We start from the raw sequence: 24,957 nt of genomic DNA on the forward strand, positions 1-24,957 counted from the left end.
GGGGCAAGTGGGTCGTTCGGATCGGGCATGTCGAAAAGCTTTGTCACCTTGGACACGATACCCGCCACTACCGCGCGTGGAGTACCACAACCGGCCTGAAGCCGGATAGCATGGCACGAATGAGTGACAACACGCGGCCTGTACCGGGTCCCCCCAGCGGTAAGGGGGGATCCGGCGGGCGGCGTCGTCCGCGGAAGCGCCGCGGCGGCCAGAATAAAAACCAGCAGGGCCAGGACAAGAACCAGTCAGAAGGCGGCGACAAGCCGAAGAAGAAGCAACACCGTCGCCGTAACCCGAACAACCGCCGGAGGGGCGGGCGCGGGAATCAGCGGAACCGGAACCGCAACCAGCATCGCCGTCATTCGCAGTACAACCGCCAGCACGACTCTTCGATGGAGGTGCGCGACGAGACCTCGGCCGGTGGTCTGGTGGTCTCCGGTATGGCGGAGGCTGTCGGCCCGGACGGCAAGGTAGACATGAGCCGCATCTACGTCGCGCTGATTGGCCGGCTGGATCGCCGTGGGCGGTTGTTGTGGTCGATGCCGAAGGGCCACGTCGAGGATGGCGAGCACCAGTGGCGCACCGCAGAGCGTGAGGTCTGGGAGGAGACCGGTATTACCGGCGAGGCCTTCGACACCCTGGGCACCATTGATTACTGGTTTGTGTCCGACGGAGTACGGATCCACAAGACGGTGCACCACAACCTGCTGCGGTTTGTGGACGGCGTGTTTAACGACGAAGACCCGGAGGTCACCGAAGTGGCCTGGGTGCCCATGAGCGAGTTGATGGAGCACCTTGCGTATGCCGACGAGCGCAAGCTGGCGCGTATCGCGTTTGACCGGATGCCTGAGCTGGCTCGGAAGGAAGTCGCCGCCGGAAGGTCTACCCCGCGATGATTCGGCCGATTTCCCGTCTAGCTGCGGCCGCGGTTGCGGTGGCGCTGGCGGTCCCGTCAGCGACCCCGGCTCGCGCGGTGCCTGCGGTGCCGGTGAGCCCGAAGAACCCTGAGGTTGCGGAGCAGTGGGTCAACCCGGCGGTGCGCCCGGGTGAGGGCCAGCTCGCGCGCGTGTCGCTTATCGACGCCCCCGCGGTCGTCTCCGCGCACGATCCGTTTCACGTGAAACTTCGCGTGACCAATCAGACCGACACAACCCTCGAGGGCCTCAAAGTGCTCACGCGTCGCGCCGCGCCGGTGGGCTCCGTCTCCGAGCAGCGCGTGGCCGCCGTCGCCGGGGTGGGGGAGTACAGCGTTGTGGGCGACGAGGTGGTCGTGGATACCCGGCTGCGCCCCGGCGAAAGCGCCGAGCTGTCGCTGCAGATGACCGCGCCCGGCGGCATCGGCGTGTACCCGATGATGCTGCAACTTATCGACGACACCAGCGCCACCCTGGACACCGACCGCTTCCACTTGGCCGTGCGCGGGTCGGCCGACGACGTCGAACCGGGCGGGCTGACCGCCCTGTACCCGGTCTCCGCTCCGGTGAATATCGTGCCGGGAGAGACCGGCGAGGCCCCCGAGGACCCGCCGCTGGTGCTGCAGAGCGACGCACTGGCGGAACAACTCGCGCCCGGCGGGCGCTTGGACACCCTGGTGGAGCAGTACCGCAAGGCGGTGGAAACCCCTGAGGTTGGCTACGCCACCTGCATGGCGCTCGACCCGGCGCTGGTGGACACGGTGGACCGCATGACCGGCGGCTACACCGTCAGTGATTCGCGCCCCGCCGTGGTGGAGGAACCGAAGCGTCTGCGCGACAGCTGGGGTTCGAACGACGACACGCACGGCGCCCCAGGTTCCGGGGCCGAGGACGCGAAGGCGTGGCTGGAGAAGGTGCGCGAGATTGCCGCGACCGGCTGCACCGTGGCGCTGCCGTGGGCGAACGCGGACCTCAACGCGGTGGCGCGTACGGGTGATCCGTGGCTGATGCGCGAGGCCGTCGAGCGCGGCCCGTTTGTGCTGCAGCGGGTGCTAGGCACGGCGGGCACAATCAATACGGTGGTCGCTGGCACCGGCTACATCGAGGCAGGCGCCGGGCCGGCGCTTGGCTGGGCGGACCACACCCGCTCCACGGTGTTCGACGGGGGGATGCACGCCGCGTGGGAGGCGGCCCAAGCTGACAGCGCGTCCGACGCCGAAGCCGACTCCCACCAGAGCGCGCTCGAACGCGCGGAGCTCGCAGACTTCTCGGGCGCGGCGGCGCCGGTGCCGGAGGTGCCGGTGCAGGTACTCGTCGCAAAGCATGCGGATGCACAACGTTTCACGTGGAACACTGCCGGCGTGATGGAGGTCGCGTACCAGGATTCGCTGGCCGCGGTGCTGGCGGCGACGGGGGAGCACCCCGAAACGCCTGGTTACACCAACCCGAGCCTGCGGTTCGACTACACCATGGACTCCAAGACCGCGCGCGACAACAACGCCGCCGCCGCGATGCGGCTTGCCGCCCAGAACGCCACCACGCGTGAGGACGACGCACCGACGCAGCCTGTGATGGTCAACCCACCGGCGACGTGGGACGCGAAAACCGCCGCGGTGTTCCTTGGCACAATCGCTGGCCTAATCGCCGACGGAACCTCCCGCCCGATCTCGTTCGGCGACTACCTCGCCGCCCCGCCGGAGGTCCCACCCGCCGACACCACGGCCACATTCTCGGACCCCGCCGCCTTCACCGACGCGGAAATCCTGCAGGTCACACAGCAAAACAGCTTCATCAACGACATCACCGCGCTCATGGCAAACGACCCCGCCATCGCGCTGACCCGCTACGGCTTCACCCTGCCACTGCGCCGCGACATGCTCGTCGCGCTCAGCACCAACAGACGCAGGGCACTTTCGCTTTACGACGACGCCGTGCGCGCCACCGGCGACCGCCTCGCCGCCAGCCGGGCAACGCTGAACGATCTGCGCGATTCCGTGACGTTGATCCCGCCGGGGAACGTGTACACCAGGGCGTCGTCGTCAAGCCCACTGCTCATCGTCGCCCAAAACGGAATGCCGCTGCCGGTGCAAACCCAGATCCGCTACTGGGGGCCCGACGGCGCGAAACTGAACGTGCCGGGGACGCTGAAAATCCCCGCACGCGGCTCCGTCACCGTCCAGATGACCGCCGACCTGCCCGACAACAACCGCGGCACCGACCTGCAGCTTTACCTCGCGGGTGCCTCGGCCCAACCGATCTCGCGCCCGGTGGACATCTCCGTGCGCACCGCCGGGCTCCAACTCGGCGGGTGGGCGCTCGCCGGCGCGCTGATCGCCGCGATGCTAGCGCTCCTGCTCATCACCCGCAGGAAAGCACCGCCGAACAGGCGCCCAACCAAACGCCCACCGCCCAGCAACCCACGTGAACGGAGACAGCCGTGACAGCACAGGACAACAACCAGCCCGAGGCTGGCCTGCGCCGCCGCATCGTCGCCCCGGCACCCCCGGCGCCAGTACCGGCCCCGCGCGAGCCGAAGCCGCCCACCCCGGCGGCAACCGGCCTGCCGGACAAGTCCCTGCTGACCACCAGCCCCAAGGGCGAGACCATCGCCCCGCCGCCGACGGCTGACGACGCCGCCGCTGTCGCCACAGCCGCGACAACCGTTGCGGTCGCCGAGCCCGCCGAGCCTGCCGAGGACACCAAACCGAGCGAGGGCGAAAAGGTCGTCCGCGCCACCGGCTCGATGGCGATTGCCACGCTGATCTCGCGCATCACCGGCTTCATCCGCACCGTGCTCATCGGTGCAGCGCTCGGCGAGGTTGTCGCCTCCGCGTTCAACACCGCCAACACGCTGCCGAACCTGATCACCGAGATCGTGCTCGGATCGGTGCTCACCGCACTGGTCGTGCCGGTGCTGGTCCGCGCGGAGAAAGAGGACGCCGACCACGGTGCCGCGTTCATCCGTCGCCTGTTCACGCTCACGCTGACGCTGATGACGGTGGTCACGCTGCTCGCCGTCGTCGGTGCGCCGTGGCTGACGGAGATGATGCTGGACGAGGACTCCACAGGCAACCTCGTCCAAACCACATCCTTTGCCTACCTGCTGCTGCCGCAGATCTTCTTCTACGGCATGTTCTCCCTGTTCATGGCAATCCTGAACACGAAGGAACACTTCCGGCCAGGCGCGTGGGCGCCGGTGGCGAACAACGTCGTCTCCATCGCCGTGCTGGTGGCGTATATGGCGTTGCCGGGGACGTTGAATCCGGCAGCGCCGTCGTCGATAAGCAATCCGCACGTCCTGCTGCTTGGCCTGGGCACCACCGCAGGCGTAGTGGTGCAGTGCCTGATCATGCTGCCCGCACTGCGGAAACTGGGCATCGACCTGCGACCGCTGTGGGGTATCGACGAGCGCCTCAAGCAGTTCGGCGGCATGGCCCTGGCCATCATCACCTACGTGGCGATCAGCCAGCTGGGCTACGTGATCACCACCCGCATTGCGTTCGCGGCGGACCCGGCGGCACAGTTCATCTACCAACAGCACTGGATGCTGCTGCAGATGCCGTACGGCATCATTGGCGTGACCCTGCTGACCGCGATCATGCCGCGCCTGTCGCGCAACGCCGCCGACGGCGACGACAAGGCCGTTGTGCACGACCTGACCATGGGCACCAAACTGACGTTTATCGCCCTGCTGCCGATCATCGTGTTCATGACGGCGCTCGGCCCTGACACCGCCAGCGCCCTGTTCGCCTACGGCTCATTTAGCGACGAAGCCGCGTACACCCTCGGCCTGACCATCAGCGCCGCCGCGTTCACACTCATCCCGTACGCACTGGTCATGCTGCACCTGCGCGTGTTCTACGCACGCGAGGAAGCCTGGACGCCGACGTTCATCATCGCCGGCATCACCGGCACCAAAATTGCGCTGTCCATGCTGGCGCCGACCATCGCGAGCGAGCCGGGCCACGTGGTCATCCTGCTGGGTGCCGCGAACGGGTTCGGCTTCGTGGCCGGCGCGATCATCGGTGCGCTGCTACTGCGCCGCAAGCTTGGCACCCTGCAGTTCCGTGAGGTGCTACGCACGTCCCTGTGGGCCATCGGCGCGTCCGCCGTCGGTGTTGCCGCGGTGTTCGGTGTGCGCTGGTTGCTTCGCGACGTCGCCGGCCTCCACCTCCCGGAAGCCCTTGGACGCATGATCGGTGCACCATCGCTGGGTTCGCTGATCGAGATCGCGCTGCTCGGCGTGCTGTTCCTCATCGTCACCGGCGTCGTGCTGTCGCGCTCCGGCCTGCCGGAGGTGCAGAACCTGGGCTCCGCTGTGGGCCGCATCCCGGGCCTGGGCCGGTTCATCACCGCCGACGCCGACCGCGGCCTCGAAGTGGGCCAGGTCGACCCGCGCGAAATGTCCAACCAGTTCCTCGCCGCCGACACCTTCAACGCCTCCCCGGTACCGCCGCCGATGTCCGCCGGTGTCGTCCGCGGCCCGCGCCTCGTGCCCGGTGCGTCCGTGTCCGACGGCCGGTTCCGCCTCATCCGTGACCACGGCGCGTCCTCCAGCGCCCGCTTCTGGCAGGCGCGCGAGATTGCCACTGGCCGCGACGTCGCGCTGACGTTCGTGGACACCACCGGTGCCGCCCCGATGGCGCCCGCCACCCCGCGCGAGGCCGCCCTCCAGGCCGCCGGTATCGCGCGCCGTACCCGCCAGCTGGTCAACATGCACCTGCCGGCGCTGCCGGACCACGTGGAGATCCTGTCGTTCCGCTCCGGCGCCGTTGTGGTGTCCGACTGGATCGAGGGCTCCTCGGTGAAGGCTGTTGCGGAGTCGGGCCAGACGCTGCACACGGAGGCCGTCGCCAATGCACTCGTGCCACTAGCTGCTGCGCTGGCCACCGCGCACGAGGCCGGCGTGCCGCTGGGTCTGGACAACCGCCAGCAGTTGCGTATTGATACAGACGGCATCGTGCGCCTCGCATTCCCGGCCGTCCTGCCGGATGCGACAAAGCCGACCGACGCCGAGGCGTTCGCCGCCGCCCTGGAGTTGCTGACCTCCAACGTCCCCTCCGACGACCTTGCCGAGATCACCGCACGCACGCGAGCGCTTGTCGACGCCGACGCCGTCGACCAAGCCGCCTTCCGCGAAATCGCCACCGCCCTGAAGGAAGCAGCCAACCTGCCGGGCTCGCGCCGCCACAGCGAGGAAGACGACACCCCGACCGACACCATCCCCGTCGTCGAGGTGCCCGAGTCCGTCGAGCCCGTGCCCGAGCACGTGGAGGACCCGGACGTGATCCACGGTGGCTTCGGCAGCGGCCGCACCAAGCCGTTGACAATCGCGCTGGTCACCCTGGTGGCCGTGGCTGCCGCAGTGGCGATCGGTGTGCTGACGACCTACCTGGTGGACATCGTCTCCGGGGAGGAAGAAGAGGAAGCCGTCGCGACATCCTCCGTGGCGCCCGCCCCTCGCGTACCGGTGCTCATTGCACCGCTGGAGGCTGTTGCTGACTCTGCTGGCTCTTCCGGCTCTGATGCTCACGCCGCCGTTGACGGTGATCGGGCCACGAAGTGGGAGGTCGGAGGGGATCTCGTCGTCAAGCAAAGCAACGGTCAGCCGTTCGACCTCGAGCAAGTGCTTATCGACGCCTCCGGCGCAACCGGCGCAACCTTCACCATCTCCGGCGTACCCGCGGGTGGTCAAGCGCCTGTAGTGCTGTCGGAGGGCACGGTGCGCACCGGCCAGATCAGTGCCGATGTGGACTACACCGGCGCGCTGACCGAGGTCATCATCTCCTTCACCCCGGCGGAACAGAAACCGCTCGAAATTTCGGAAGTTTCGTTGGCAGGGCATGTGGATGTCCAATAGATTGTGCAATTGACCCCTTCCCTTCGGGGCGGGGGTCGTGCACACTGGGGGTCAACACTTTTCTGGGGGGAATCATGGATTACCGCAATGACCGGGCTCTAGTCGCCCAATACCTCGACGGGGACCGACGAGCGTTCAGGCAGATCGTCAAACGCCACCACAAAGCCATGTACTACGTGGCCCGCAACTACACGCGCAACGACCAAGACGCGCAGGACATCGTCCAGGACGCGTTTTTCAAGGCGGCACGCAGCCTGCACACCTACCGCGGGGAAGCGAAGCTATCCACGTGGCTGCACCGCATGACCATCAACGCCGCCATCGACCACCAACGCAAGTTCACGCGCGCGGGCGCACAGGCGAGTCTTGACGACGACGCCGTGGCCGTCAGCAGCGACATGAACAAATACCTCGCCTACAACCCCATGGAGGCCATGGAACGCACCATCGCGATGCGCCAGGCGCTCAACGTGTTGCCGTCGGGGCAGCGTAAGGCACTGTGGCTGATCGATGTCGCAGGCATGTCCGTCGAGCACGCCGCCCACGAATTAGGCGTGAAACCGGGCACCGTGAAGTCCCGGAGATACCGTGCCCGGGAGGCAGTAGCTGCAGCAATCGGGGAGAGGTTAACAAGCAGCTAGACTCACCGATATGAACTTCTCCGGATTCAATTTCGTTACCCCGCAGACCGACGAAAGCGGCGATTCCGCAACGGAACCCGCCACCGCCCGCACCGATGTAGACACCATCCACGATGTGATCATCATCGGCTCCGGACCGGCCGGCTACACCGCCGCGCTCTACGCCGCTCGCGCCGAGCTCAAGCCCCTCGTATTCGAGGGTTACGAGTTCGGCGGCGAACTCATGAACACCACCGACGTGGAGAACTTCCCCGGCTTCCCCGAGGGCGTGCTCGGCCCAGACCTGATGGGCAACATGCGCGAGCAGGCCGAAAAGTTTGGTGCAGACCTGCGCCCTGAACTGGTAGACCGCGTGGACTTCTCCGGCGAGATTAAGAAAGTGTTCGTGGACGACGAGGAGTTCCACGCCCGCGCCGTCATCCTTGCCACCGGTGCAGCCCCACGCCACCTGGGCATCCCGGGCGAGGCCGAACTGACCGGCCGTGGCGTGTCCACCTGCGCCACCTGCGACGGTTTCTTCTTCAAAGACCAGCACATCGCCGTCGTCGGTGGTGGCGACTCCGCAATGGAGGAAGCAACCTTCCTGACCAAGTTTGGCTACAAGGTCACCCTGATCCACCGTTCGGAGAACTTCCGTGCCTCCGCCATCATGCTGGAGCGCGCGCGACAGAACGAGAAGATCGAGTTTGTCACCAACACCGTCGTCGAGTCCGTCGTTGAGGCAGACGGCAAGGTTGGCGGACTGAACGTACGCAACGTGGAAACCGGCGAAGAGTCCGTCCTGGATGCCACCGCGTTGTTCGTTGCTATTGGCCACGATCCGCGTTCCGGCTTCCTGGAGGGCCAGGTTGCTGTAGACGAGGGCGGTTACGTGTCGGTGGAGGATCCGTCGACACGCACCAGCGTCGCCGGCGTGTTCGCCTGCGGTGACCTGGTGGACAAGACATACCGTCAGGCCATCACGGCGGCTGGTTCGGGCTGCCGTGCCGCGTTGGACGCACAGCACTATCTCGCGGAGCTGTAAACTAACGGCCATGAGCGCACCAGTAGATGTCACCCAGGCCACCTTCAAGAGCGAGGTCATCGAGTCCGACACCCCGGTTCTCGTGGACTTCTGGGCAGAGTGGTGCGGCCCGTGCCGCAAACTCTCCCCGTTGCTCGATGAGATCGCGTCGGAGATGGCAGGCCAGGTTAAGGTAGCCAAGGTCAACGTGGACAACGAGCGCACCCTGGGCGCAATGTTCCAGGTCATGTCCATTCCGACCGTGCTGCTGTTCAAGGACGGCAAGCGCGTCGATGAGTTTGTGGGTCTGCGTCCGAAGTCGGAGATCGTCGCTAAGATCCAGGCGCAGCTCGACGCGTAAGCTGTTGTAGTTGGTTTTGTTTTTTCGACCGGGAAAGTTAGGTGCTTAGTGCAAGACTTGCTGCACGTTGGCGACTCCAGCTCGCGGGTTGCCGAGGTTCGGTTGTCGCTGGCCCGCCTCGGTCTCCTCGACGGATACGAAGGCGAAATCGATAGCACGCGTCGCTTCACCGAAAGCGAGATGCTTTTCGACGACACCCTCGCCGAAGCCCTCAAAGCCTTCCAACAATCTCGCGGCATTTTGCCGTCTGGCTCCATCGACGACCTGACGCTCCGCGAGCTGCGCGAAGCCTCCTACACGTTGGGCGCGCGCGTGCTGAGCTACCAGCCGGGCCAGGAAATGGTCGGCGACGACGTGGGCCAGCTGCAGACACAGCTTCACGAGCTCGGCTTTTACTCCAACCGCATCGACGGCCGCTTCGGCCCCGCCACCTACGAGGCGTTGATGAACTACCAGTTGAACTCCGGTTTGGAGGACGACGGTGTCTGCGGCCCCGACACGTTGCATGCGTTGTCGCTGCTTGGCCGTCGTATCACCGGTGGTTCCGCCCAGGCGATCCGTGAGCGTGAGACCGTCCGGCAGGCCGGCCCGAACCTGGCTGGTAAGCGCGTAGTCATCGACCCTGACCTCGGTGGTTCCGACAAGGGCCTGGTTGTGGAGGGTCCGTACGGCCCCATCACGGAGGAGGAGATCCTCTGGGACCTCGCCCAGCGTATCGAGGGCCGCATGGTCGCCACCGGCATGGAAACCATCCTGTCCCGCCCACGTGGCGACAACCCTACGAACAAGCACCGCGCCGACCTGGCCAACGGGTTTAACGCGGACCTCTTGATCTCCCTCCGCCTGGATTCCTACCCGAACGAGAAGGCCAACGGCGTCGCCACCTTCTACTTCGGTTCCGAGCACGGCAGCTCGTCGCTTACCGGCGAGACCCTGTCCGGTTACATCCAGCGCGAGATCGCTGCCCGCACTGACCTGCAGAATTGCCGCAACCACGCCCGCACCTGGGAGATGCTGCGGATGACCCGCATGCCGTCGGTGGAGCTCGTGGCCGGCTACCTCACCAACCCGGGCGACCTGGCCGTACTTACCGACCCCGCCCAGCGCGACGCCATCGCCGAAGCCGTCGTCGTCGCCGTGAAGCGCCTCTACCTGCTGGACCACGACACCCGCCCGACAGGCACCTACTCCTTCAAGGAGCTCCTGCGCGAAGAGCAGGCCTAACCGCCGGTTGTTGGGCGCCGCTGCGGCCCTCTCTGCCCGGCCCTTTCTGCCCAGCCCGCACGCCCAGGCTCTCGCGCCCGTTCTGGCCCCCTCGCCAAGCCGCCCAGCCTTCTCCGTCCAAGAAAGTTCCCCGTCTGGGAATCTTCTTGGCATTCCGGGCCCAAATAGTTCACTTCGCCCAGGTCGCGCCGTCGCGGGCGGAAAATAGTTCCCGGGCCTAACGCGATCTGCCGATTTCCGTGGAACTTTTTTGGTGGGAGGAGCGGCAACGGCCTAGATCGCGGCAGCGGTCGCCCGTCGCCCGTCGCCCGTCGCCCAATCACTGACACATTGCGGCAGAATCTGTCAGCCGCCGGTAAACGTGCAGGTCAGAAACGACCCTGACAAAGTCCGGCAGAATCTGTCAGAATCGGCTGCCGGTGGCGGGCACGGCAGACAGCGTGGCAGGCCGACAGCGGGCATGCGGACACCGCGGGCGCACAGGCGACCCAAACCAACCGCCCAAACCAGCCGCCTAAAACCCCTAGTCGGTGCCTTGGATGAGCCCCATGATGCGCTCGAAGTCGTCCTTGTCGCCGAACTCGACGACGATCTTGCCCTTGCGCTTGCCCATGGTGACCGACACCTTCGTGTCCCAGATGTCGGCAAGCGAGTCGGCGGCCTGAGTGAGGTACTCCGGCTGGGGGACAGGCTGGCGTTTCGGTTTGTCCGGCACCTTGCCGCCAGCGTTGATCATGGAGACGGCCTCTTCGGTGGCGCGCACGGACAGGCCTTCGGCGACGATGCGGTCGGCGAGTTGGGCCTGGGCGTCGGTGGTGTCGTCGCCAAGTTTGATGCCCAAAAGCGCACGGGCGTGGCCGGCGGACAGCACACCGGCGGCGACGCGGCGCTGCACCGGAACCGGCAGCTTGAGCAGGCGGATCGCGTTGGTGATCACGGGGCGGGAGCGGCCGAGGCGGTCGGCGAGTTGTTCTTGGGTGACGCCGAACTCGTCGAGAAGTTGCTGGTAGGCGGCAGCTTCTTCGAGGGGATTCAACTGCACGCGGTGGATGTTTTCAAGCAGTGCGTCGCGGAGCATGTCCTCGTCGGAGGTTTCGCGCACGATCGCCGGGATGTGCTTGAGGCCTGCCTTGGAGGAGGCGCGCCAACGGCGCTCGCCCATGATGAGTTCAAAGCCTTCGGGGGTGTCGCGGACGACGATGGGTTGGAGGAGGCCGAACTCGCGGATGGAGTGGACCAGTTCGGCGAGCTCATCCTCGTCGAAGACCTGGCGTGGCTGCTTCGGGTTGGGGATGATCTGGCCGATCGGGATTTCCTGGTATCGGGCGCCCACCGGCACCGGCTGCATGACGTTGTCCTGCTTCGCAGTAACGGTCGGCGCGCCCTTCACAGCCCGCGGCGCACCCTTCGGCGCCCCCTTAGGCGCACCAGAACCAGCACCAGAGCCCTTGTCCTGCTTGCCGAAGATCACGTCGGAGGCGTTGCCACCGATGCCGGGGGTTTTGCCGTTCTTGTCAATGTCTGCGGGTGCCGACGGGATCAGCGCTGCCAGTCCGCGGCCGAGGCCGCCTTTGCGTTCTGCCATGGTTTAGTCCTCCTCGGAAGAGCTGTCGAGTTGGGCGGAGACTTCCGGGCTCACGCCAATTGGGCCGGTGGTGGGGTGGGGTTGGTAGTCGCCGCGCAGCGCGAGTTCTTTGGCTGCGTCGAAGTAGGCGAGTGCTCCGCGGGAGCCGGGGTCGTAGTCGATGACGGTCTGGCCGTAGCCCGGCGCTTCGGAGACCTTCACGGAGCGGGGGATGACGTTGTTCAGCACGACTTGGCCGAATTGGCCGCGGACCTCGTCGGCGACGTCGGCCGCGAGGCGGGTGCGGGCGTCGTACATGGTCAGCAGGATCGCGGAGATGTGCAGGTTGTGGTTGAGGTGTTCGCGGATCATGCCGATGTTGCCCAGCAGCTGCCCCACGCCTTCGAGTGCGTAGTACTCGCATTGGATGGGGATGAGTACTTCGTCGACGGCGGTCATCGCGTTGATGGTCAGCAGCCCGAGCGAGGGTGGGCAGTCGATGAACACGTAGTCGAAGCCGTGGTCTTGCATGAAACCGCGACGGATGGCGTCGTGGAGGCGGTATTCGCGGCGCACCATGGACACCAGCTCGATTTCCGCGCCGGCGAGGTCGATGGTGGCGGGGATGCAGAACAGGTTCTCGTTGTCTGCGTGCGCCTGCACGGCATCGGCGGCGTCGGCCTCACCGATGAGCACCTCGTAGCTGGAGGTGGTGCCGGAGGTGTGCTCGGCGCCGAGCGCGGTGGAGGCGTTGCCCTGCGGATCCAGGTCGATCACCAGCACTTTCATGCCCTGGCGGCTCAGTGACGCCGCGAGGTTGACGCTGGTGGTGGTTTTGCCCACGCCACCTTTTTGGTTGGCAACGGTGATCACGCGGGGTTGGTCGGGTCGCGGGAGCGTTTCGCTTCTCGACGACACCCTCGCCGCCCGCATCGCCTCCTCCATCAAAGGCGTGTCATCGTAGTGATCCACTTATTCCCCCTTCTTCTTGCGGGTGATGCGGATTAGGGTGGTTGGCTGTTCAAGCGTAGTCGCACCCACGGTGAGAATCTCGGGATCCTTACCGCCAGCCTTGGCGATGAGCTTGGCGTCGCGCTCCAGCTCCTCGGCGACGGATTCGCCCTTCATGGCGATCATGGCCCCACCGCCCTGCAGCAGCGGAAGCGACCAGCCGGCAAGTTTGCCCAAGGGTGCCACGGCGCGGGAGGTCACGGCGTCGAAGGATGCCTTCGGCTGCTCCTCGGCGCGGCCACGGATGACGGTGACGTTGTCCAGGCCGAGCTCCTCGGTGATCTCGCGCAGGTAGGTGGAGCGCTTCAGCAGCGGCTCGATGAGCGTGATCTTCAGGTCCGGCCGAGCGATCGCCAGCGGGATGCCGGGCAGCCCGGCGCCGGAGCCGATGTCCGCCACCTTCAGCCCCTCTTGGAAGGCCTCCGAGATCACCGCGCAGTTCAGGATGTGGCGCTCCCACAGGCGCGCGACTTCCTTGGGGCCAATAAAGCCACGCTCGGCGGCTGTGGTGGCCAGCGACTGGTGGTACGCCTCGGCCAATGCGAGGCGATCTCCGAAAACTTGGGCTGCGGCTGCAGGGGACGTATCCGACATGCACAACACTGTAGTCGGCTCCACGACACGGCCCCACACCATATATATGGGCATGAAAAATGCCCCGGGTGAAGCCGGGGCGTCGTCGATAAGCAAATGCTTAGTTGCCTTGCTTGCGCTGCTTCTTCGTGCGGCGATCCACCTTGCGGGCACCCGGGGCAGGCGCGGTGGTGCGCTTCATCTCCACCTTGCGGGCCTCCTCGGCAGCCTCCTCGGCGTCCATCTTGTTGTTCAGGAAACGGGTCTGGAAGAAGGTCCACACGTTGTTGGTCAGCATGTAGAACAGCAGGCCGATGTGCCAGATGACACCGGTGGCCAGAATCATGATGGGGAAGAACCAGAGCATCATCTTGTTCATCATGCCCATCTGGGATTCCATCATCGCGGCCATCTCGCCCTGCGGCTTCGCGGTCTTGCCGGCAGCCTTGCGGGCGGCCTGGCGGTTGATCATGATGCGAGCGTTGAAGTGCGTAAACGCAGCACACAGCACGACCAGCGGGGCACAGACGGCGATGATGTTCGCACGCGTCAGGTCAGCGTTACCGAAGGCTGCGAACATCTCCTCCGGCATCGACATGTACGCCGACAGCGGCACACCGAGGAAGTCCGCGTCCAGGAAGGACTGCACGTCCGACGGCGGGAAGGCGTAGTTGGCGGTGTTGCGGTTCTGCTCAACCGTGAAACCAAGGCCAACGCCGCCGCCGTCACCGGTGCGGTTGAAGGAACGCAGCACGTGGAGCAGGCCAATAAAAATCGGCATCTGCACCAGCGGCACGATGCAGGATGCCAGCGGGTTGGTACCCATCTCGCGGTAGAGCTTCTGCGTCTCCTCCGCAATTTTTTGCTGGTCGCCCTTGTACTTCTCGCGGATTTCCTGCATCCGCGGCTGCATCTCCTGCATCTTGCGGGTGGACCGCATCTGGTTCACCATCGGCTTCAGCAGCAGCAGACGCACCGTGCAGGTCAGCAGCACGATGGCGAGGATCCAGGAGATACCTGAATCCTTCGGAAGGATGAAGCCGAGAACCTCGTGCCAGAACTTCAGCACCCAGGAAATCGGCCAATAAATGAAATTCAGCACGTTTCGGTGTTACTCCTCACTCAATTCGATGCTGCCCGGGACAGGGTCGTAGCCCCCCGGGTGCCAGGGTCCGCACTTGCAGATCCGGGCCGCCGCCAGCATCCCACCACGTAGAGCGCCGTGCCGAGACACGGCTTCGAGCCCATACGCGCTGCATACCGGCAGAAAACGACAGGTCCCGCCCATTTTAAGGGGTGAGAGGTATTTTTGGTAGCCGCGAATCAGCCCGACCAGCGCTTTGGCGGCCGGTCCGCGGGCGGCGGGGATTTCACCGCCGGCGAAGTTGTAGTACGCCATTAGCGGTTCAGCGCTTTGGTAATGGCGCGCTCCATGTCGCGCGCGAGGTCATCGCTGGTTGCGGTGGCAGACTTCGGCAGGGCGCGAATGACGACATCGTAATTGCGCGGCAGCTTATCGACGACCCCACGTTGCACCACCACATGCCTCAACCTCCGCGACACCGCATGGCGGGTCACAGCGTTGCCGACCTGCTTAGACACCACAAGCCCGAAACGTGGGCCACCTGTGATGACCTCGTCCGGGCGTGGGTAGACATGGACCATTAATGTGCGAGACCCCGCGCGCACTCCCTGCTTCATCGCCGTTTTGAAGTCGGCGGATGAAGTGAGTTTGTGCGGGCGGGGTAGCACGATGGTTGCGTAAGACTACGCGGAAAGGTTCGCGCGGCCCTTCTTGCGGCGCGCGGAAACGATTGCGCGGCCGGCGCGGGTCTGCATACGAGCGCGGAAGCCGTGCTTGCGTGCGCGGCGACGGTTATTCGGCTGGAAAGTCCGCTTAGACACGGTGGACTCCTTGTGCGGTCATGAACGGCCGACGGCTCGTGAAAGCCTCCCGGGGTAGTAGCCGTTCCAAAGTTGAAACGAGTGCGTCGAGATTGCGGTTCGGCACCAGTGGATCGGTGCGCAGTCGCGTGCAGCGCCTTCGCCGGCTCGCCTTGGTAAGCGGCCCGGTGCCCGGCGGGGGCGGTGCTCTCGTGAAGCACGCCAGGGGTAACTGGCGTGAAGACGGGGATAAGACTACGCGAGATTTGCGGCCGCGGCCAAATCAACACTCCGGGTTTCTCATCTGGCCCGAACGGGTGCCCCCGTAATTACAAGCTTGTGTTTTTTCGCAGGTCGGGAAACAAATCGCCGAAGTTTCCTGCGGAGCAGCTGTGAGTATGGGGACACATGTTCGACGACAGGAGTTGTCCACAGTTTGGTGAATGACAAAACGTTAGACACTGCGAGGTCGGGCGGGGTAACAATGTTTCAACACCACAATCACACAGGCTGTTCATGCACAGCCCTGTGGATAACTGTGAAGTAATGGTTGAGACTTTCCCGGTTCGACGGTCATTTCCGCAGGGCAGGTCAGGTTTCTGTAATTCACACAGTTATCCACAGAGGAAAATGCACCTGTGGACAACTCCCGAATGCGAAGCTGTCCACACCTGTGGATAACATTGTGGATCGGCAGGTGAGAGCCAAGCCGATCATCCTCAGCGCTTGTGGATCAAGCGGTGAATTTGGAATTACAGGAAATTGACAGACTGGAGCGGACCTTGGCGGATCAACACCTCGAGGATCTTTGGCGTGGCATCGTCGACGAACTCCTCAGACTCTCCGAGCAACCCTCGTCCACGGTCCCCACACTCACCCCGCAGCAGCGCGCCTACCTGCGGCTCATGAAGCCAGTCGTACTTGTCGACGGCTACGCCCTCCTCTCCGCACCACACCAAGCCGCCAAAAACGTGGTCGAAGACTCCCTTTCCCCGCACATCACCGCGCTGCTGACCTCCCACACCGGACTGCCCTACAACCTGGCCGTTTCCGTCGCCGCACCCGAGCCCGAACCCCAGCCGGAACCCGAACCGGTGCAGCCGCCGATGCCCCCAGCGCCCCCGTCGCCACAAGCCCAGCAGCACTCCTGGGGCCAATCCCAAACCATGGCGGGGGAGTACGAAGCAGAACAACCAGCCGCCGGCGAACAAATCCCAATGGGCCTCGACGAGCTGGCGCGGATGCATGCCGCTCAGGTTGAGGGGCGTCGTCGAGAAGCAGCTGCTCATCCCACCGTGGACCGCCGCATCCCGCGCGAAAAGCCAGCTCACGACCCCGACCGCGAAGCCAGCCTCAACCCGAAATACACCTTTGAAAACTTCGTCATCGGCTCCTCAAACCGCTTCGCCAACGGCGCCGCCGTCGCCGTCGCCGAAAACCCCGCCAAGGCCTACAACCCCCTCTTCATCTGGGGCGGCTCCGGCCTCGGCAAAACCCACCTGCTGCACGCCGCCGGCAACTACGCGCGCGTCCTACAGCCAGGGCTGCGTATTAAATATGTGTCGTCCGAGGAATTCACCAACGACTACATCAACTCCGTGCGCGACGACCGCCAAGAATCCTTCAAGCGGCGCTACCGCAACCTGGACATTTTGATGGTCGACGACATCCAATTCCTCGAAGGCAAAGAAGGCACCCAGGAAGAGTTCTTCCACACCTTCAACGCGCTGCACCAGGCAAACAAGCAGATCATCCTGTCGTCCGACCGCCCGCCGAAGCAACTGACCACGCTGGAAGACCGTCTGCGTACGCGCTTCGAAGGCGGCCTGATCACCGACGTTCAGCCACCAGACCTAGAAACCCGCATCGCCATTCTGATGAAGAAGGCTGCCGCCGACGGCACCCAAGTCGACCACGCCGTGCTCGAACTCATCGCGTCGCAGTTTGAGTCGTCGATCCGCGAACTCGAAGGCGCGTTAATCCGCGTCTCCGCCTACTCTTCGCTGATCAACGAGCCAATCACCATGGAAGTTGCGCAGGTAGCACTGCGCGACATTCTTCCCGACGAAGGCGACGTGAACATCAACGCCGCCACCATCAAAGAAGCCGCCGCAGAATACTTCGAAGTCACCATGGAGCAGCTCGTCGGTGCAGGTAAAACCCGTCAGGTGGCGCACGCCCGCCAGATCGCCATGTACCTCTGCCGCGAACTCACCGACCTGTCACTGCCCAAGATCGGCGACGAGTTCGGTGGCAAAGACCACACCACCGTCATGTACGCCGACCGCAAGATCCGCAAGGAAATGACAGAAAACCGTGGCACCTACGACGAGATCCAGGAGCTCACGCAACTGGTGAAGAACCGGGCCCGCGCGCGGTAGGCGGTTGAGTTATTAGGGGAGTCCACTTCGGTGGGCTCCCTTTTTTGTGGTTTCGGGGCGGTTTTCCGCGCTCCCGCCCTATTCCCCAAAAAAGTTCCCCGCCTGGGAACTATTTGCGTCCAGAACCCCAAGAAAATTCACTTTCCCCAGGGCTGAACTGATAGCACCAAGAGAAAGTTCCACGACACAGCCAGAACCCGGGAACTTTTTTGGATTCAACCCCCAAAACCCCACCGAAACCCACCCAACCTAGATCTATCCACAGACCTATCCACACCTGTGTAATTACACCGTTGTAATTAGGCGATCTTAGTCACAAAAGGCCGCTGACCGGCTGGGGAGCGAGATGTGTACAAACGGTGGATAGCTCGGGACAGATTGTGTAATTCCAAAAAGCGCAGAAATCTATCCACAGGCAAGGGCAGTTATCCACAAGTTATCCACACCCTGAATCACAAGACGGATCGCCGAGATGACCGGCGCAGATAACGTGTAATCCACAGATTCCCCAGGACTTACTGTTGTTCCCATCTATTTACTTGTAATTCTTCTAAGAGAAAGAGAGGGTGTGCAGAACTCGCCGGGGCTCCGTCGATAGGCGTCGAGAAGCAAAGAGCGAATGACAAAACTGGCACCCGCAAATGGCGTGTGTCGGGGTGCCCGCCTAGAGTGGTTGCGTAATTACATCCGGCCCCTACCCACGTGCAAGGAGTCTGCGCCGCCATGGTTGACATCAACGGTGACAACAACGTGTCGTTCCGCGTCGAACGGGACGACCTTTCTGACGCCGCGGCGTGGGTTGCGCGCAGTTTGCCGACGAAGAACACGCAGCCGGTGCTTCGCGCGGTGGTCATCACTGCGGATGACAATGGTTTGGAATTCGCGGGCTTTGACTACGAGGTGTCCACGCGTGTGCGTATCGGCGCGGAGGTGTCTAACCCGGGTCGCGTCGCTGTAGCGGGCAAGCTCCTGGCGGACATTGTGGCGAACATGCCGAATAAGCCGGTTGAGGTGACCACGGATGGTCAGAAGCTGGTGCTGCAGGGTGCTGCGGCACGCTTTGAGCTGCCGATTATGTCCTTGGATGATTACCCGCAGTTGCCTCACTTGCCGCAGGTCACGGGTCGCATTTCGCCGGCGTCGCTGACGGGTGCGGTCACGCAGGTCGCGGCGGCGGCAGGTCGTGATGACACGCTGCCGATGCTCACGGGTATCCATGTGGAGATCGACGGCGAGAATGTCACCCTTACCGCCACGGACCGTTTCCGTCTGGCGCAGCGTCACCTGACGTGGGAGCCAGCGAGCGCGAACGTGAAGGCGGATCTGCTGGTTCCGGCGAAGACGCTGCTGGATAACGCTCGTACGCTGGACACGAGTATCGACGAGCCGGTGGAGATCGCTGTCGGTTCCGAGGACAACATTGGCGGCGAGGGCCTGTTTGGCCTGCACACCGGCAACCGCGAAACCACAACTCGCATGTTGGATGCGGAGTTCCCGAATGTGGAGCCGTTGTTGCCGAAGGAGCACACGTCGATCGCGTCGGTTGAGGTTGCGCCGCTGATGGAGTCGATCCGTCGTGTCAGCCTGGTCGCGGACCGCAACGCGCAGCTGCGTCTGCACTTCAAGGAAGGCCAGGTCACGCTGTTTTCCTCCGGTGCGGATTCCGGTGCGGCTGAGGAGACCATCGACGCCGCCTTCACCGGTGCCGACGAACTGCTCATCGCCTTCAACGCCGGCTACCTGCGCGAGGGCCTGTCGGTGATTGGCACGAACCGCGTGGTGTTCGGCTTCACGGAGCCGTCGCGTCCGGCGATCATGATCCCGGAGCCGGAGGAGCTGCCGGAGGCGGACGAGAACGGCACGTTCCCCACCCCGGATACGTACTTCACGTACCTGCTGATGCCGGTTCGCCTGCCGGGCTAGTCGCGGGCGGTCTGTATGCACGTCCGCGAGCTTGATCTGCGTGATTTCCGCTCGTGGCCCGAGTTGAATCTCAAGCTCGAGCCGGGGGTGACGGTGATCGCCGGGCGCAACGGCCATGGCAAGACCAACATTGTGGAGGCTGTGCACTACACATCCACGTTGTCGAGCCACCGGGTATCTACGGATGCACCGCTCGTAGCCAGCAACAAACCGAACGCGCGCGTCTCGGTCACCACGGTCAACGACGGCCGCGAACTCACAACCCACCTGCTGATCAAGCCGCATGGGGCGAACCAGGCGCAGATCAACCGCACGAAGTTGAAGTCCGCCCGGGAGATCCTGGGCGTGTTGAGCACGGTGATGTTTTCGCCGGAGGACCTGCGGCTGATCAATGGTGAGCCGGCGGAGCGGCGTCGCTTCCTGGACGACCTGGCGGCGCTGCGCACGCCGCGTCTTGGCGGGGCCCGCGCGGATTATGAGCGGGTGCTGCGCCAACGAAACGCACTGATCAAGCACTCAAACATGGCGCTTCGCAGGGGCTACGGTGACGACGACGGCGCGAGCGCCCTGAGCACCCTCGACGTGTGGGACGGCCAGCTTGCACATTTTGGGGCGCAGGTGGTGGCGGGGCGGCATGGGCTCGTCGATACGCTTGGGCCCCTGATCGCGGAGGCGTACCACTCGGTGGCGCCGGAATCGCGGCCGGCGTCGGTGGAATACCGCTCTACGCTGGACAAAGCTGTCACGGAGCTCGCCGGCGGGCCCTCGCGGGACCCTGCGGTGTTTGAGGCGGCGATGCTCACGGAGTTGGGGCGGCGCCGCAAGGAGGAGATCGACCGGGGCATCACGCTGGTCGGCCCGCACCGCGACGACCTGGCGCTCATGCTCGGCGACAACCCTGCGAAAGGTTACGCCTCGCACGGGGAGACCTGGTCGTATGCGTTGTCACTGCACCTGGCCGAATACCAATTGTTGTCCAGCGACGGCAAGGATCCGGTGCTGATTCTCGACGACGTCTTCGCCGAACTCGACGCCAAACGCCGCGAGCGCCTCGTTCACGTGGCCGAAGAGGCCGAGCAGGTCCTGATTACCGCTGCGGTTGGCGACGATCTGCCCGGCAACCTCGACGACGCCGTCACCGCCCGCTACGCCGTGACCATGGAGGATGGGGTGAGTTCGATTGAGCGATCTCATTAAAACCACCTTCGACAACCTGCGCGCCACCGCCCGCAAACGCGGCGGCCGCCTGCCGGACCTCTCCCGGCAGGGCACAAGTGTGATTCCAAGGCGCAACAAGCCAACGCTTATCGACGACCACCGCACCATCACGGTGCCGGGGTTGGACTTGCCGGCGGGGGGTCGTCGACAAGCAGATGTGCGCGGAATCCCCACTGGCCTGGACGGACGTGCGCTGCCGAGGAGTTACAAAGTGTCCTCCTTTGCCAACCTGCTGGGCAAAGAGGTGCGCAAGCGCGACTGGACCGAAAAGATGGCGCACGGCTGGGTGATGGGGCACTGGGAGGACCTGGTCGGGGAGAAGATCGCGCAGCACACGCACGTGGAGATGATCAAGGGCGACGAAGTACACGTGAGTTGTGATTCCACCGCGTGGGCCACCCAGATGAAGTACATGCAGCGCGAAGTGTTGCGCGCCATCGCCGAGAAAGTCGGGCCGGACGTGGTGACCAAACTGCATATCTACGGACCGAAGACGAAAAGTTGGCGCTACGGGCCGCTGCACGTCAAAGGCCGCGGACCGCGCGACACCTACGGGTAGGGGTTACGCTGGTATTGTTTCCCCGAAAGCCCCGGAGCGATCCCTGCATCAGCACATCACCGGGGTTACTGATTTGAATGTCAATACCCTCACGCAGTTAGAGCTTGCGTTGGGGAAAAGTGTCGTTTATTGTTTTCCATGTAAGCCCCGCAGATTGAGCCAGTAACGGCGAAGGTTCTGAGTTTTCAGGACGCTCGGGGCATTTGAAATTTCTGGGGGTGGAAATGAATTTCAGCGATCTGAATATGAATCTCATCGCTTCTTCGCCGAGAATGTCAACGTTTCGGGATTATGTTTTAACGCCAGGAAAGAATGGACAGGAAGCGCCAGTTGATCGCTTACCAAGGGCGGAACAACACCTCGAACTTTCTGAAAGAATTAACCGGGCTGCAAGTCGACTGTATTTCTGGGACTCACAAATCGCGGGGTCTTTTTGGCCCGCAGTGGCGCTGGTGGAGGTTCTCGTCCGCAACGCTATGAACGACGAACTGTGCGACTACTTCGATATAGACCACGAAGACGGTTGGCATACGTTAGTGATGAATGGAGAAGACTCCATATCGTCTTCCGAAGAAGGGAATCAGCTCAAGAGCAAGTACATCCTTCTGACGCGAAAAGACTACCGTGCATTTGAACAGAAACTGAGTGAGATTAAACGGAAGCGTCCCAGTTCTGCTATTTCGGGGGACTATTTTGTAGGAAAAGTTTCTCTAGGAATGTGGCTTAGCTTGTTGAATAACGGAGACTCGGGTCCAGGGCGCGGCTATCTCAACTACGAACAGACGCTATGGGAGCCGTGTTTGGTTGAGGCTTTTCCGAACTATCAAGGCAAGCGTTCCCAGCTGAGGAACGAATTAAACCAGTTTGCCAAGTTACGGAACCGGATCGCTCATCATGAACATCTTCTCGGACGGCACAACTTTAATAGTGATGCGGATAACCTCGTTAGTATCGCGAGCTATATCGACGAGGACGTTGCGGAGGTTATCCGACAAAACAACCGCTTTCGTTCTGTGATCGCCCAGCAACAAGATTTCCTTGACGGATTGACTGTCCTTTAAAACCCGAAAACGTGAAATTGGGGCGTGAAACGCCCGCTCGCGGGTTGGACGGGTGCCCGTTATGTCCCCCTCGGCGTGTAAGATGAAACGAGTTCAACGGGCCTATGGCCCATATTTCACGCATGGAGGAGCGTCCCGCAGTGGCTGAACAGCAACCCCATTACGACGCGTCGTCGATTACTATCCTCGAGGGCCTCGAGGCGGTGCGTAAGCGCCCAGGCATGTACATCGGTTCCACCGGTGTGCGCGGTCTGCACCACTTGGTGTGGGAGGTCGTGGACAACTCTGTCGACGAGGCGATGGCGGGCTACGCCGACCAGGTCGATGTGACGTTGTTGGCAGATGGCGGCGTTGAGGTCGTCGATAATGGTCGCGGTATTCCGGTGGAGATGCACCCGTCTGGTGCACCGACGGTGCAGGTTGTCATGACGCAGCTGCACGCCGGCGGTAAGTTCGACTCGGATTCTTACGCGGTGTCTGGTGGTTTGCACGGTGTTGGTATTTCCGTGGTGAACGCGCTGTCGACTCGTGTTGAGGCGGACATTAAGCGCGACGGCAAGCACTGGCTGCAGAACTTCAAGATGGCTGTGCCGGACAAGCTGGAGGAGGGCGGCAACGCCCGCGGTACCGGTACGACGATTCGGTTCTGGCCGGACCCGGAGATTTTTGAGACGGTCGAGTTCAATTACGACACGATCGCGCGTCGTCTGCAGGAGATGGCGTTCCTGAACAAGGGTCTGACGATTACGCTGACGGACCAGCGCGTCACCGATGAGGAGCTCGAGCTCGAGGCGATTGCGGAAGAGGGCGACACTGCGGCGCTTATCGGCGGTGACTCGTTCGACGACAACACCGAAACCGTCGACGCTTCTGAGGTGGATAAGGACGGCGACGGCAACCCGGTTGAGGTTGGCGATGAGGTTGCGCCAGACGTTAAGAAGAAGCGTGAGAAGAAGGTTGTCTACCACTACCCGGACGGCTTGATCGACTACGTCAATTACCTGAACAAGTCGAAGACGGCGATCCACCCGACCATCGTCGGTTTCGACCAGAAGGGTGACGGCCTCGAGGCTGAGGTGGCGATGCAGTGGAACAGCTCGTTTAAGGAGTCTGTCCACACCTTTGCCAACACCATCAACACGCATGAGGGTGGTACGCACGAGGAAGGTTTCCGTGCCGCGCTGACCACGTTGATGAACCGCTACGCCCGCGAGCACAAGCTGCTCAAGGACAAGGAGCCGAATCTTACTGGCGACGACTGCCGTGAAGGCCTCGCCGCTGTCGTCTCCGTACGCGTGGCTGACCCGCAGTTCGAGGGCCAGACGAAGACGAAGCTGGGCAACACTGAGGTCAAGGGCTTTGTCCAGCGCGCCATCAACGAGAACCTGTCCGATTGGTTCGACGCGAACCCGGCTGAGGCGAAGGTCATCGTGAACAAGGCGGTGGCGTCCTCGCAGGCTCGTCAGGCGGCGCGTAAGGCGCGTGACCTGGTTCGTCGTAAGTCTGCGACGGACCTGGGTGGCCTGCCGGGCAAGCTGGCGGACTGCCGTTCCAAGGACCCTGCAAAGTCCGAACTGTTCATCGTGGAGGGTGACTCCGCAGGCGGTTCCGCAAAGGGCGGCCGCGACTCCAAGTACCAGGCGATCTTGCCGCTGCGAGGCAAGATCCTGAACGTGGAGAAGGCCCGCATGGACCGCGTGCTCAAGAACGCCGAGGTCCAGGCGATCATCACCGCCCTGGGCACGGGTATCCACGAAGAGTTCGACATTGCGAAACTGCGCTACCACAAGATCGTGCTCATGGCCGATGCTGACGTGGACGGCCAGCACATCGCCACCCTGCTGCTGACCTTGCTATTCCGCTTCATGCCGGAACTGGTGGAGAACGGCCACGTGTACCTGGCTAACCCGCCGTTGTACAAGCTCAAGTGGGGCAAGGGCGAGCCGGGCTACGCCTTCTCCGACCGCGAGCGCGACGAGCTGCTGGCGGAGGGCCTGGAGGCCGGCCGCAAGATCAACACCGACGACGGCATCCAGCGTTACAAGGGTCTGGGCGAGATGAACGCCAAGGAGCTGTGGGAGACCACCCTGGACCCGGAGACCCGCATCCTGCGCCGCGTGGAGCTCGAGGACGCGCAGCGCGCCGACGAGTTGTTCTCCATCCTGATGGGTGACGACGTCGCCGCACGCCGTTCCTTCATCACCCGCCGTGCAAAGGACGTCCGCTTCCTCGACGTCTAGGCTGTAGGCGCGCACGACAACGCCCCGGCACCTCCACCAAGGGAAGTGCCGGGGCGTTGGCGGTTGTGGGGTGCTGCGACTGCTTTGTGCTACGCGTACTTTTCGACGACACGCCCCAGGTCCGGCAACGCCGGACTCACAATCTTCTTCGCCTTGCCGCGCAGCGTGGAGTAGACCTTCTTCAGCGCGCTGGGCATGGATTCGATGGCGGTATCGCCAGCCTTGAGGACGGAATCGATCACGGAGTCCTCGTTCGCGGCGAGGAATCCACCGAAGTCCTGCTGGCCGCTTGCCTTGAAGGCGTTCCAGTGCGGGTTCAGCGACTCGACGAGGTCCGGCAGGAACTTGTTCAGTCCCTTGCTCACAGCGTCTGCATCAGCCTTCTTACCTGCGGCGATGGCGGACTTGAGGGCCATGCCGGTCAGGCCGGACTGGTTGGCCACGGTGGTTTCCGTCAGTTGGGTCAGGTCCTCGACGAGCTTGGAACGGGTGGAGGCGTCGAGAAGCTTGGATAGATCACTCATAGTGGGCAGTGTACTT

The 24,957-nt window shown here is 63.5% G+C and carries 21 protein-coding genes; 13 read left to right on the forward strand and 8 right to left on the reverse strand.

Going from position 1 to position 24,957, the window contains the following annotated elements; genetic code table 11:
• Nucleotides 1-119: 119 nt before the first annotated feature.
• The 7 genes from HMPREF3120_RS12315 to HMPREF3120_RS00670 all read left to right on the forward strand — a co-directional run bounded on the left by HMPREF3120_RS12315 (nucleotide 120) and on the right by HMPREF3120_RS00670 (nucleotide 10,003).
• Nucleotides 120-896 (forward strand): NUDIX hydrolase, encoded by a 777-nt coding sequence (locus HMPREF3120_RS12315; protein ID WP_083284711.1) that lies wholly within the window; start codon nucleotides 120-122, stop codon nucleotides 894-896.
• On the forward strand, nucleotides 893-3,355 hold the full coding sequence (locus HMPREF3120_RS00645; protein ID WP_070449817.1) for a hypothetical protein: 2,463 nt from the start codon (nucleotides 893-895) through the stop codon (nucleotides 3,353-3,355). The genes HMPREF3120_RS12315 and HMPREF3120_RS00645 overlap by 4 nt, the downstream gene beginning before the upstream one ends.
• Nucleotides 3,352-6,774, forward strand: a complete 3,423-nt coding sequence (locus tag HMPREF3120_RS00650) for a murein biosynthesis integral membrane protein MurJ (RefSeq protein ID WP_070449819.1) — start codon at nucleotides 3,352-3,354, stop codon at nucleotides 6,772-6,774. Before HMPREF3120_RS00645 ends, HMPREF3120_RS00650 begins: the two co-directional genes overlap by 4 nt.
• Before the next feature lie 74 nt (nucleotides 6,775-6,848).
• Nucleotides 6,849-7,415 carry an RNA polymerase sigma factor gene (locus tag HMPREF3120_RS00655; RefSeq protein ID WP_070421903.1) on the forward strand — a complete coding sequence of 189 codons (567 nt, stop codon included), beginning with the start codon at nucleotides 6,849-6,851 and terminating at the stop codon, nucleotides 7,413-7,415.
• Between the two features lie 10 nt (nucleotides 7,416-7,425).
• Nucleotides 7,426-8,439, forward strand: coding sequence for a thioredoxin-disulfide reductase (gene trxB, locus HMPREF3120_RS00660; protein WP_083284712.1), 1,014 nt, complete (start codon nucleotides 7,426-7,428; stop codon nucleotides 8,437-8,439).
• Nucleotides 8,440-8,449: 10 nt separating this feature from the next.
• Nucleotides 8,450-8,779 (forward strand): thioredoxin, encoded by a 330-nt coding sequence (trxA, locus tag HMPREF3120_RS00665; protein ID WP_070421904.1) that lies wholly within the window; start codon nucleotides 8,450-8,452, stop codon nucleotides 8,777-8,779.
• Nucleotides 8,780-8,827: 48 nt separating this feature from the next.
• Nucleotides 8,828-10,003, forward strand: a complete 1,176-nt coding sequence (locus HMPREF3120_RS00670; RefSeq protein ID WP_070449822.1) for an N-acetylmuramoyl-L-alanine amidase — start codon at nucleotides 8,828-8,830, stop codon at nucleotides 10,001-10,003.
• Between the two features lie 523 nt (nucleotides 10,004-10,526).
• On the opposite strand, the gene HMPREF3120_RS00675 is transcribed toward HMPREF3120_RS00670, so the two are convergent.
• The 7 genes from HMPREF3120_RS00675 to rpmH all read right to left on the reverse strand — a co-directional run bounded on the left by HMPREF3120_RS00675 (nucleotide 10,527) and on the right by rpmH (nucleotide 15,056).
• Nucleotides 10,527-11,588: a ParB/RepB/Spo0J family partition protein gene (locus HMPREF3120_RS00675; RefSeq protein ID WP_070449825.1), complete on the reverse strand. Its 1,062-nt coding sequence runs from the start codon at nucleotides 11,586-11,588 to the stop codon at nucleotides 10,527-10,529.
• A 3-nt stretch (nucleotides 11,589-11,591) separates the two neighbouring features.
• Complete coding sequence (locus HMPREF3120_RS00680) at nucleotides 11,592-12,512, reverse strand: ParA family protein (RefSeq protein ID WP_101740847.1); 921 nt, start codon at nucleotides 12,510-12,512, stop codon at nucleotides 11,592-11,594.
• Nucleotides 12,513-12,539: 27 nt separating this feature from the next.
• Complete coding sequence (rsmG, locus tag HMPREF3120_RS00685) at nucleotides 12,540-13,172, reverse strand: 16S rRNA (guanine(527)-N(7))-methyltransferase RsmG (protein ID WP_101732845.1); 633 nt, start codon at nucleotides 13,170-13,172, stop codon at nucleotides 12,540-12,542.
• A gap of 100 nt (nucleotides 13,173-13,272) precedes the next feature.
• Entirely contained in the window at nucleotides 13,273-14,253 is a 981-nt protein-coding gene (gene yidC / locus HMPREF3120_RS00690; protein ID WP_070449834.1) for a membrane protein insertase YidC, read from the reverse strand.
• 9 nt (nucleotides 14,254-14,262) lie between these two features.
• Nucleotides 14,263-14,550, reverse strand: a complete 288-nt coding sequence (yidD, locus tag HMPREF3120_RS00695; RefSeq protein ID WP_070421910.1) for a membrane protein insertion efficiency factor YidD — start codon at nucleotides 14,548-14,550, stop codon at nucleotides 14,263-14,265.
• Entirely contained in the window at nucleotides 14,550-14,903 is a 354-nt protein-coding gene (gene rnpA, locus HMPREF3120_RS00700) for a ribonuclease P protein component (RefSeq protein ID WP_070421911.1), read from the reverse strand. Before rnpA ends, yidD begins: the two co-directional genes overlap by 1 nt.
• A gap of 15 nt (nucleotides 14,904-14,918) precedes the next feature.
• Complete coding sequence (rpmH, locus tag HMPREF3120_RS00705; protein WP_070421912.1) at nucleotides 14,919-15,056, reverse strand: 50S ribosomal protein L34; 138 nt, start codon at nucleotides 15,054-15,056, stop codon at nucleotides 14,919-14,921.
• Between the two features lie 761 nt (nucleotides 15,057-15,817).
• On the opposite strand from rpmH, the gene dnaA reads away from it, so the two are divergent.
• From dnaA to gyrB, 6 genes are all read left to right on the forward strand, one after another.
• Entirely contained in the window at nucleotides 15,818-17,416 is a 1,599-nt protein-coding gene (dnaA, locus tag HMPREF3120_RS00710; RefSeq protein ID WP_070449836.1) for a chromosomal replication initiator protein DnaA, read from the forward strand.
• Nucleotides 17,417-18,139: 723 nt separating this feature from the next.
• Nucleotides 18,140-19,339, forward strand: coding sequence for a DNA polymerase III subunit beta (gene dnaN / locus HMPREF3120_RS00715; RefSeq protein WP_070421914.1), 1,200 nt, complete (start codon nucleotides 18,140-18,142; stop codon nucleotides 19,337-19,339).
• Nucleotides 19,340-19,354: 15 nt separating this feature from the next.
• A complete protein-coding gene (gene recF / locus HMPREF3120_RS00720; RefSeq protein ID WP_070449840.1) occupies nucleotides 19,355-20,536 on the forward strand; it encodes a DNA replication/repair protein RecF in 1,182 nt (393 codons plus the stop codon).
• Nucleotides 20,520-21,116 carry a DciA family protein gene (locus HMPREF3120_RS00725; RefSeq protein ID WP_070449843.1) on the forward strand — a complete coding sequence of 199 codons (597 nt, stop codon included), beginning with the start codon at nucleotides 20,520-20,522 and terminating at the stop codon, nucleotides 21,114-21,116. The genes recF and HMPREF3120_RS00725 overlap by 17 nt, the downstream gene beginning before the upstream one ends.
• Nucleotides 21,117-21,334: 218 nt before the next feature.
• Complete coding sequence (locus HMPREF3120_RS00730) at nucleotides 21,335-22,177, forward strand: Abi family protein (protein ID WP_141740798.1); 843 nt, start codon at nucleotides 21,335-21,337, stop codon at nucleotides 22,175-22,177.
• 104 nt (nucleotides 22,178-22,281) lie between these two features.
• Nucleotides 22,282-24,417 carry a DNA topoisomerase (ATP-hydrolyzing) subunit B gene (gyrB, locus tag HMPREF3120_RS00735; RefSeq protein ID WP_371441174.1) on the forward strand — a complete coding sequence of 712 codons (2,136 nt, stop codon included), beginning with the start codon at nucleotides 22,282-22,284 and terminating at the stop codon, nucleotides 24,415-24,417.
• Nucleotides 24,418-24,506: 89 nt separating this feature from the next.
• Here gyrB and HMPREF3120_RS00740 read toward each other — a convergent pair whose 3' ends face one another.
• The gene (locus HMPREF3120_RS00740) at nucleotides 24,507-24,941 is read right to left on the reverse strand and encodes a DUF6918 family protein (protein WP_070421918.1); all 435 of its coding nucleotides are present in this window, start codon (nucleotides 24,939-24,941) and stop codon (nucleotides 24,507-24,509) included.
• Between the last annotated feature and the right edge of the window lie 16 nt (nucleotides 24,942-24,957).

This window comes from Corynebacterium sp. HMSC11D10, from assembly GCF_001806995.1.
GTDB classification, from domain to species: Bacteria; Actinomycetota; Actinomycetes; order Mycobacteriales; family Mycobacteriaceae; genus Corynebacterium; species Corynebacterium coyleae.

What these genes read in the sequence shown, in the direction of transcription:
- HMPREF3120_RS12315 (WP_083284711.1), top strand. Translation starts at nt 120, where the DNA reads ATGAGTGACAACACGCGGCCTGTACCGGGTCCCCCCAGCGGTAAGGGG.
- HMPREF3120_RS00645 (WP_070449817.1), top strand. Translation starts at nt 893, where the DNA reads ATGATTCGGCCGATTTCCCGTCTAGCTGCGGCCGCGGTTGCGGTGGCG.
- HMPREF3120_RS00655 (WP_070421903.1), top strand. Translation starts at nt 6,849, where the DNA reads ATGGATTACCGCAATGACCGGGCTCTAGTCGCCCAATACCTCGACGGG.
- trxB (WP_083284712.1), top strand. Translation starts at nt 7,426, where the DNA reads ATGAACTTCTCCGGATTCAATTTCGTTACCCCGCAGACCGACGAAAGC.
- trxA (WP_070421904.1), top strand. Translation starts at nt 8,450, where the DNA reads ATGAGCGCACCAGTAGATGTCACCCAGGCCACCTTCAAGAGCGAGGTC.
- HMPREF3120_RS00675 (WP_070449825.1), bottom strand. Translation starts at nt 11,588, where the DNA reads ATGGCAGAACGCAAAGGCGGCCTCGGCCGCGGACTGGCAGCGCTGATC.
- HMPREF3120_RS00680 (WP_101740847.1), bottom strand. Translation starts at nt 12,512, where the DNA reads ATGGAGGAGGCGATGCGGGCGGCGAGGGTGTCGTCGAGAAGCGAAACG.
- rsmG (WP_101732845.1), bottom strand. Translation starts at nt 13,172, where the DNA reads ATGTCGGATACGTCCCCTGCAGCCGCAGCCCAAGTTTTCGGAGATCGC.
- yidD (WP_070421910.1), bottom strand. Translation starts at nt 14,550, where the DNA reads ATGGCGTACTACAACTTCGCCGGCGGTGAAATCCCCGCCGCCCGCGGA.
- dnaN (WP_070421914.1), top strand. Translation starts at nt 18,140, where the DNA reads ATGGTTGACATCAACGGTGACAACAACGTGTCGTTCCGCGTCGAACGG.
- recF (WP_070449840.1), top strand. Translation starts at nt 19,355, where the DNA reads ATGCACGTCCGCGAGCTTGATCTGCGTGATTTCCGCTCGTGGCCCGAG.
- gyrB (WP_371441174.1), top strand. Translation starts at nt 22,282, where the DNA reads ATGGCCCATATTTCACGCATGGAGGAGCGTCCCGCAGTGGCTGAACAG.
- HMPREF3120_RS00740 (WP_070421918.1), bottom strand. Translation starts at nt 24,941, where the DNA reads ATGAGTGATCTATCCAAGCTTCTCGACGCCTCCACCCGTTCCAAGCTC.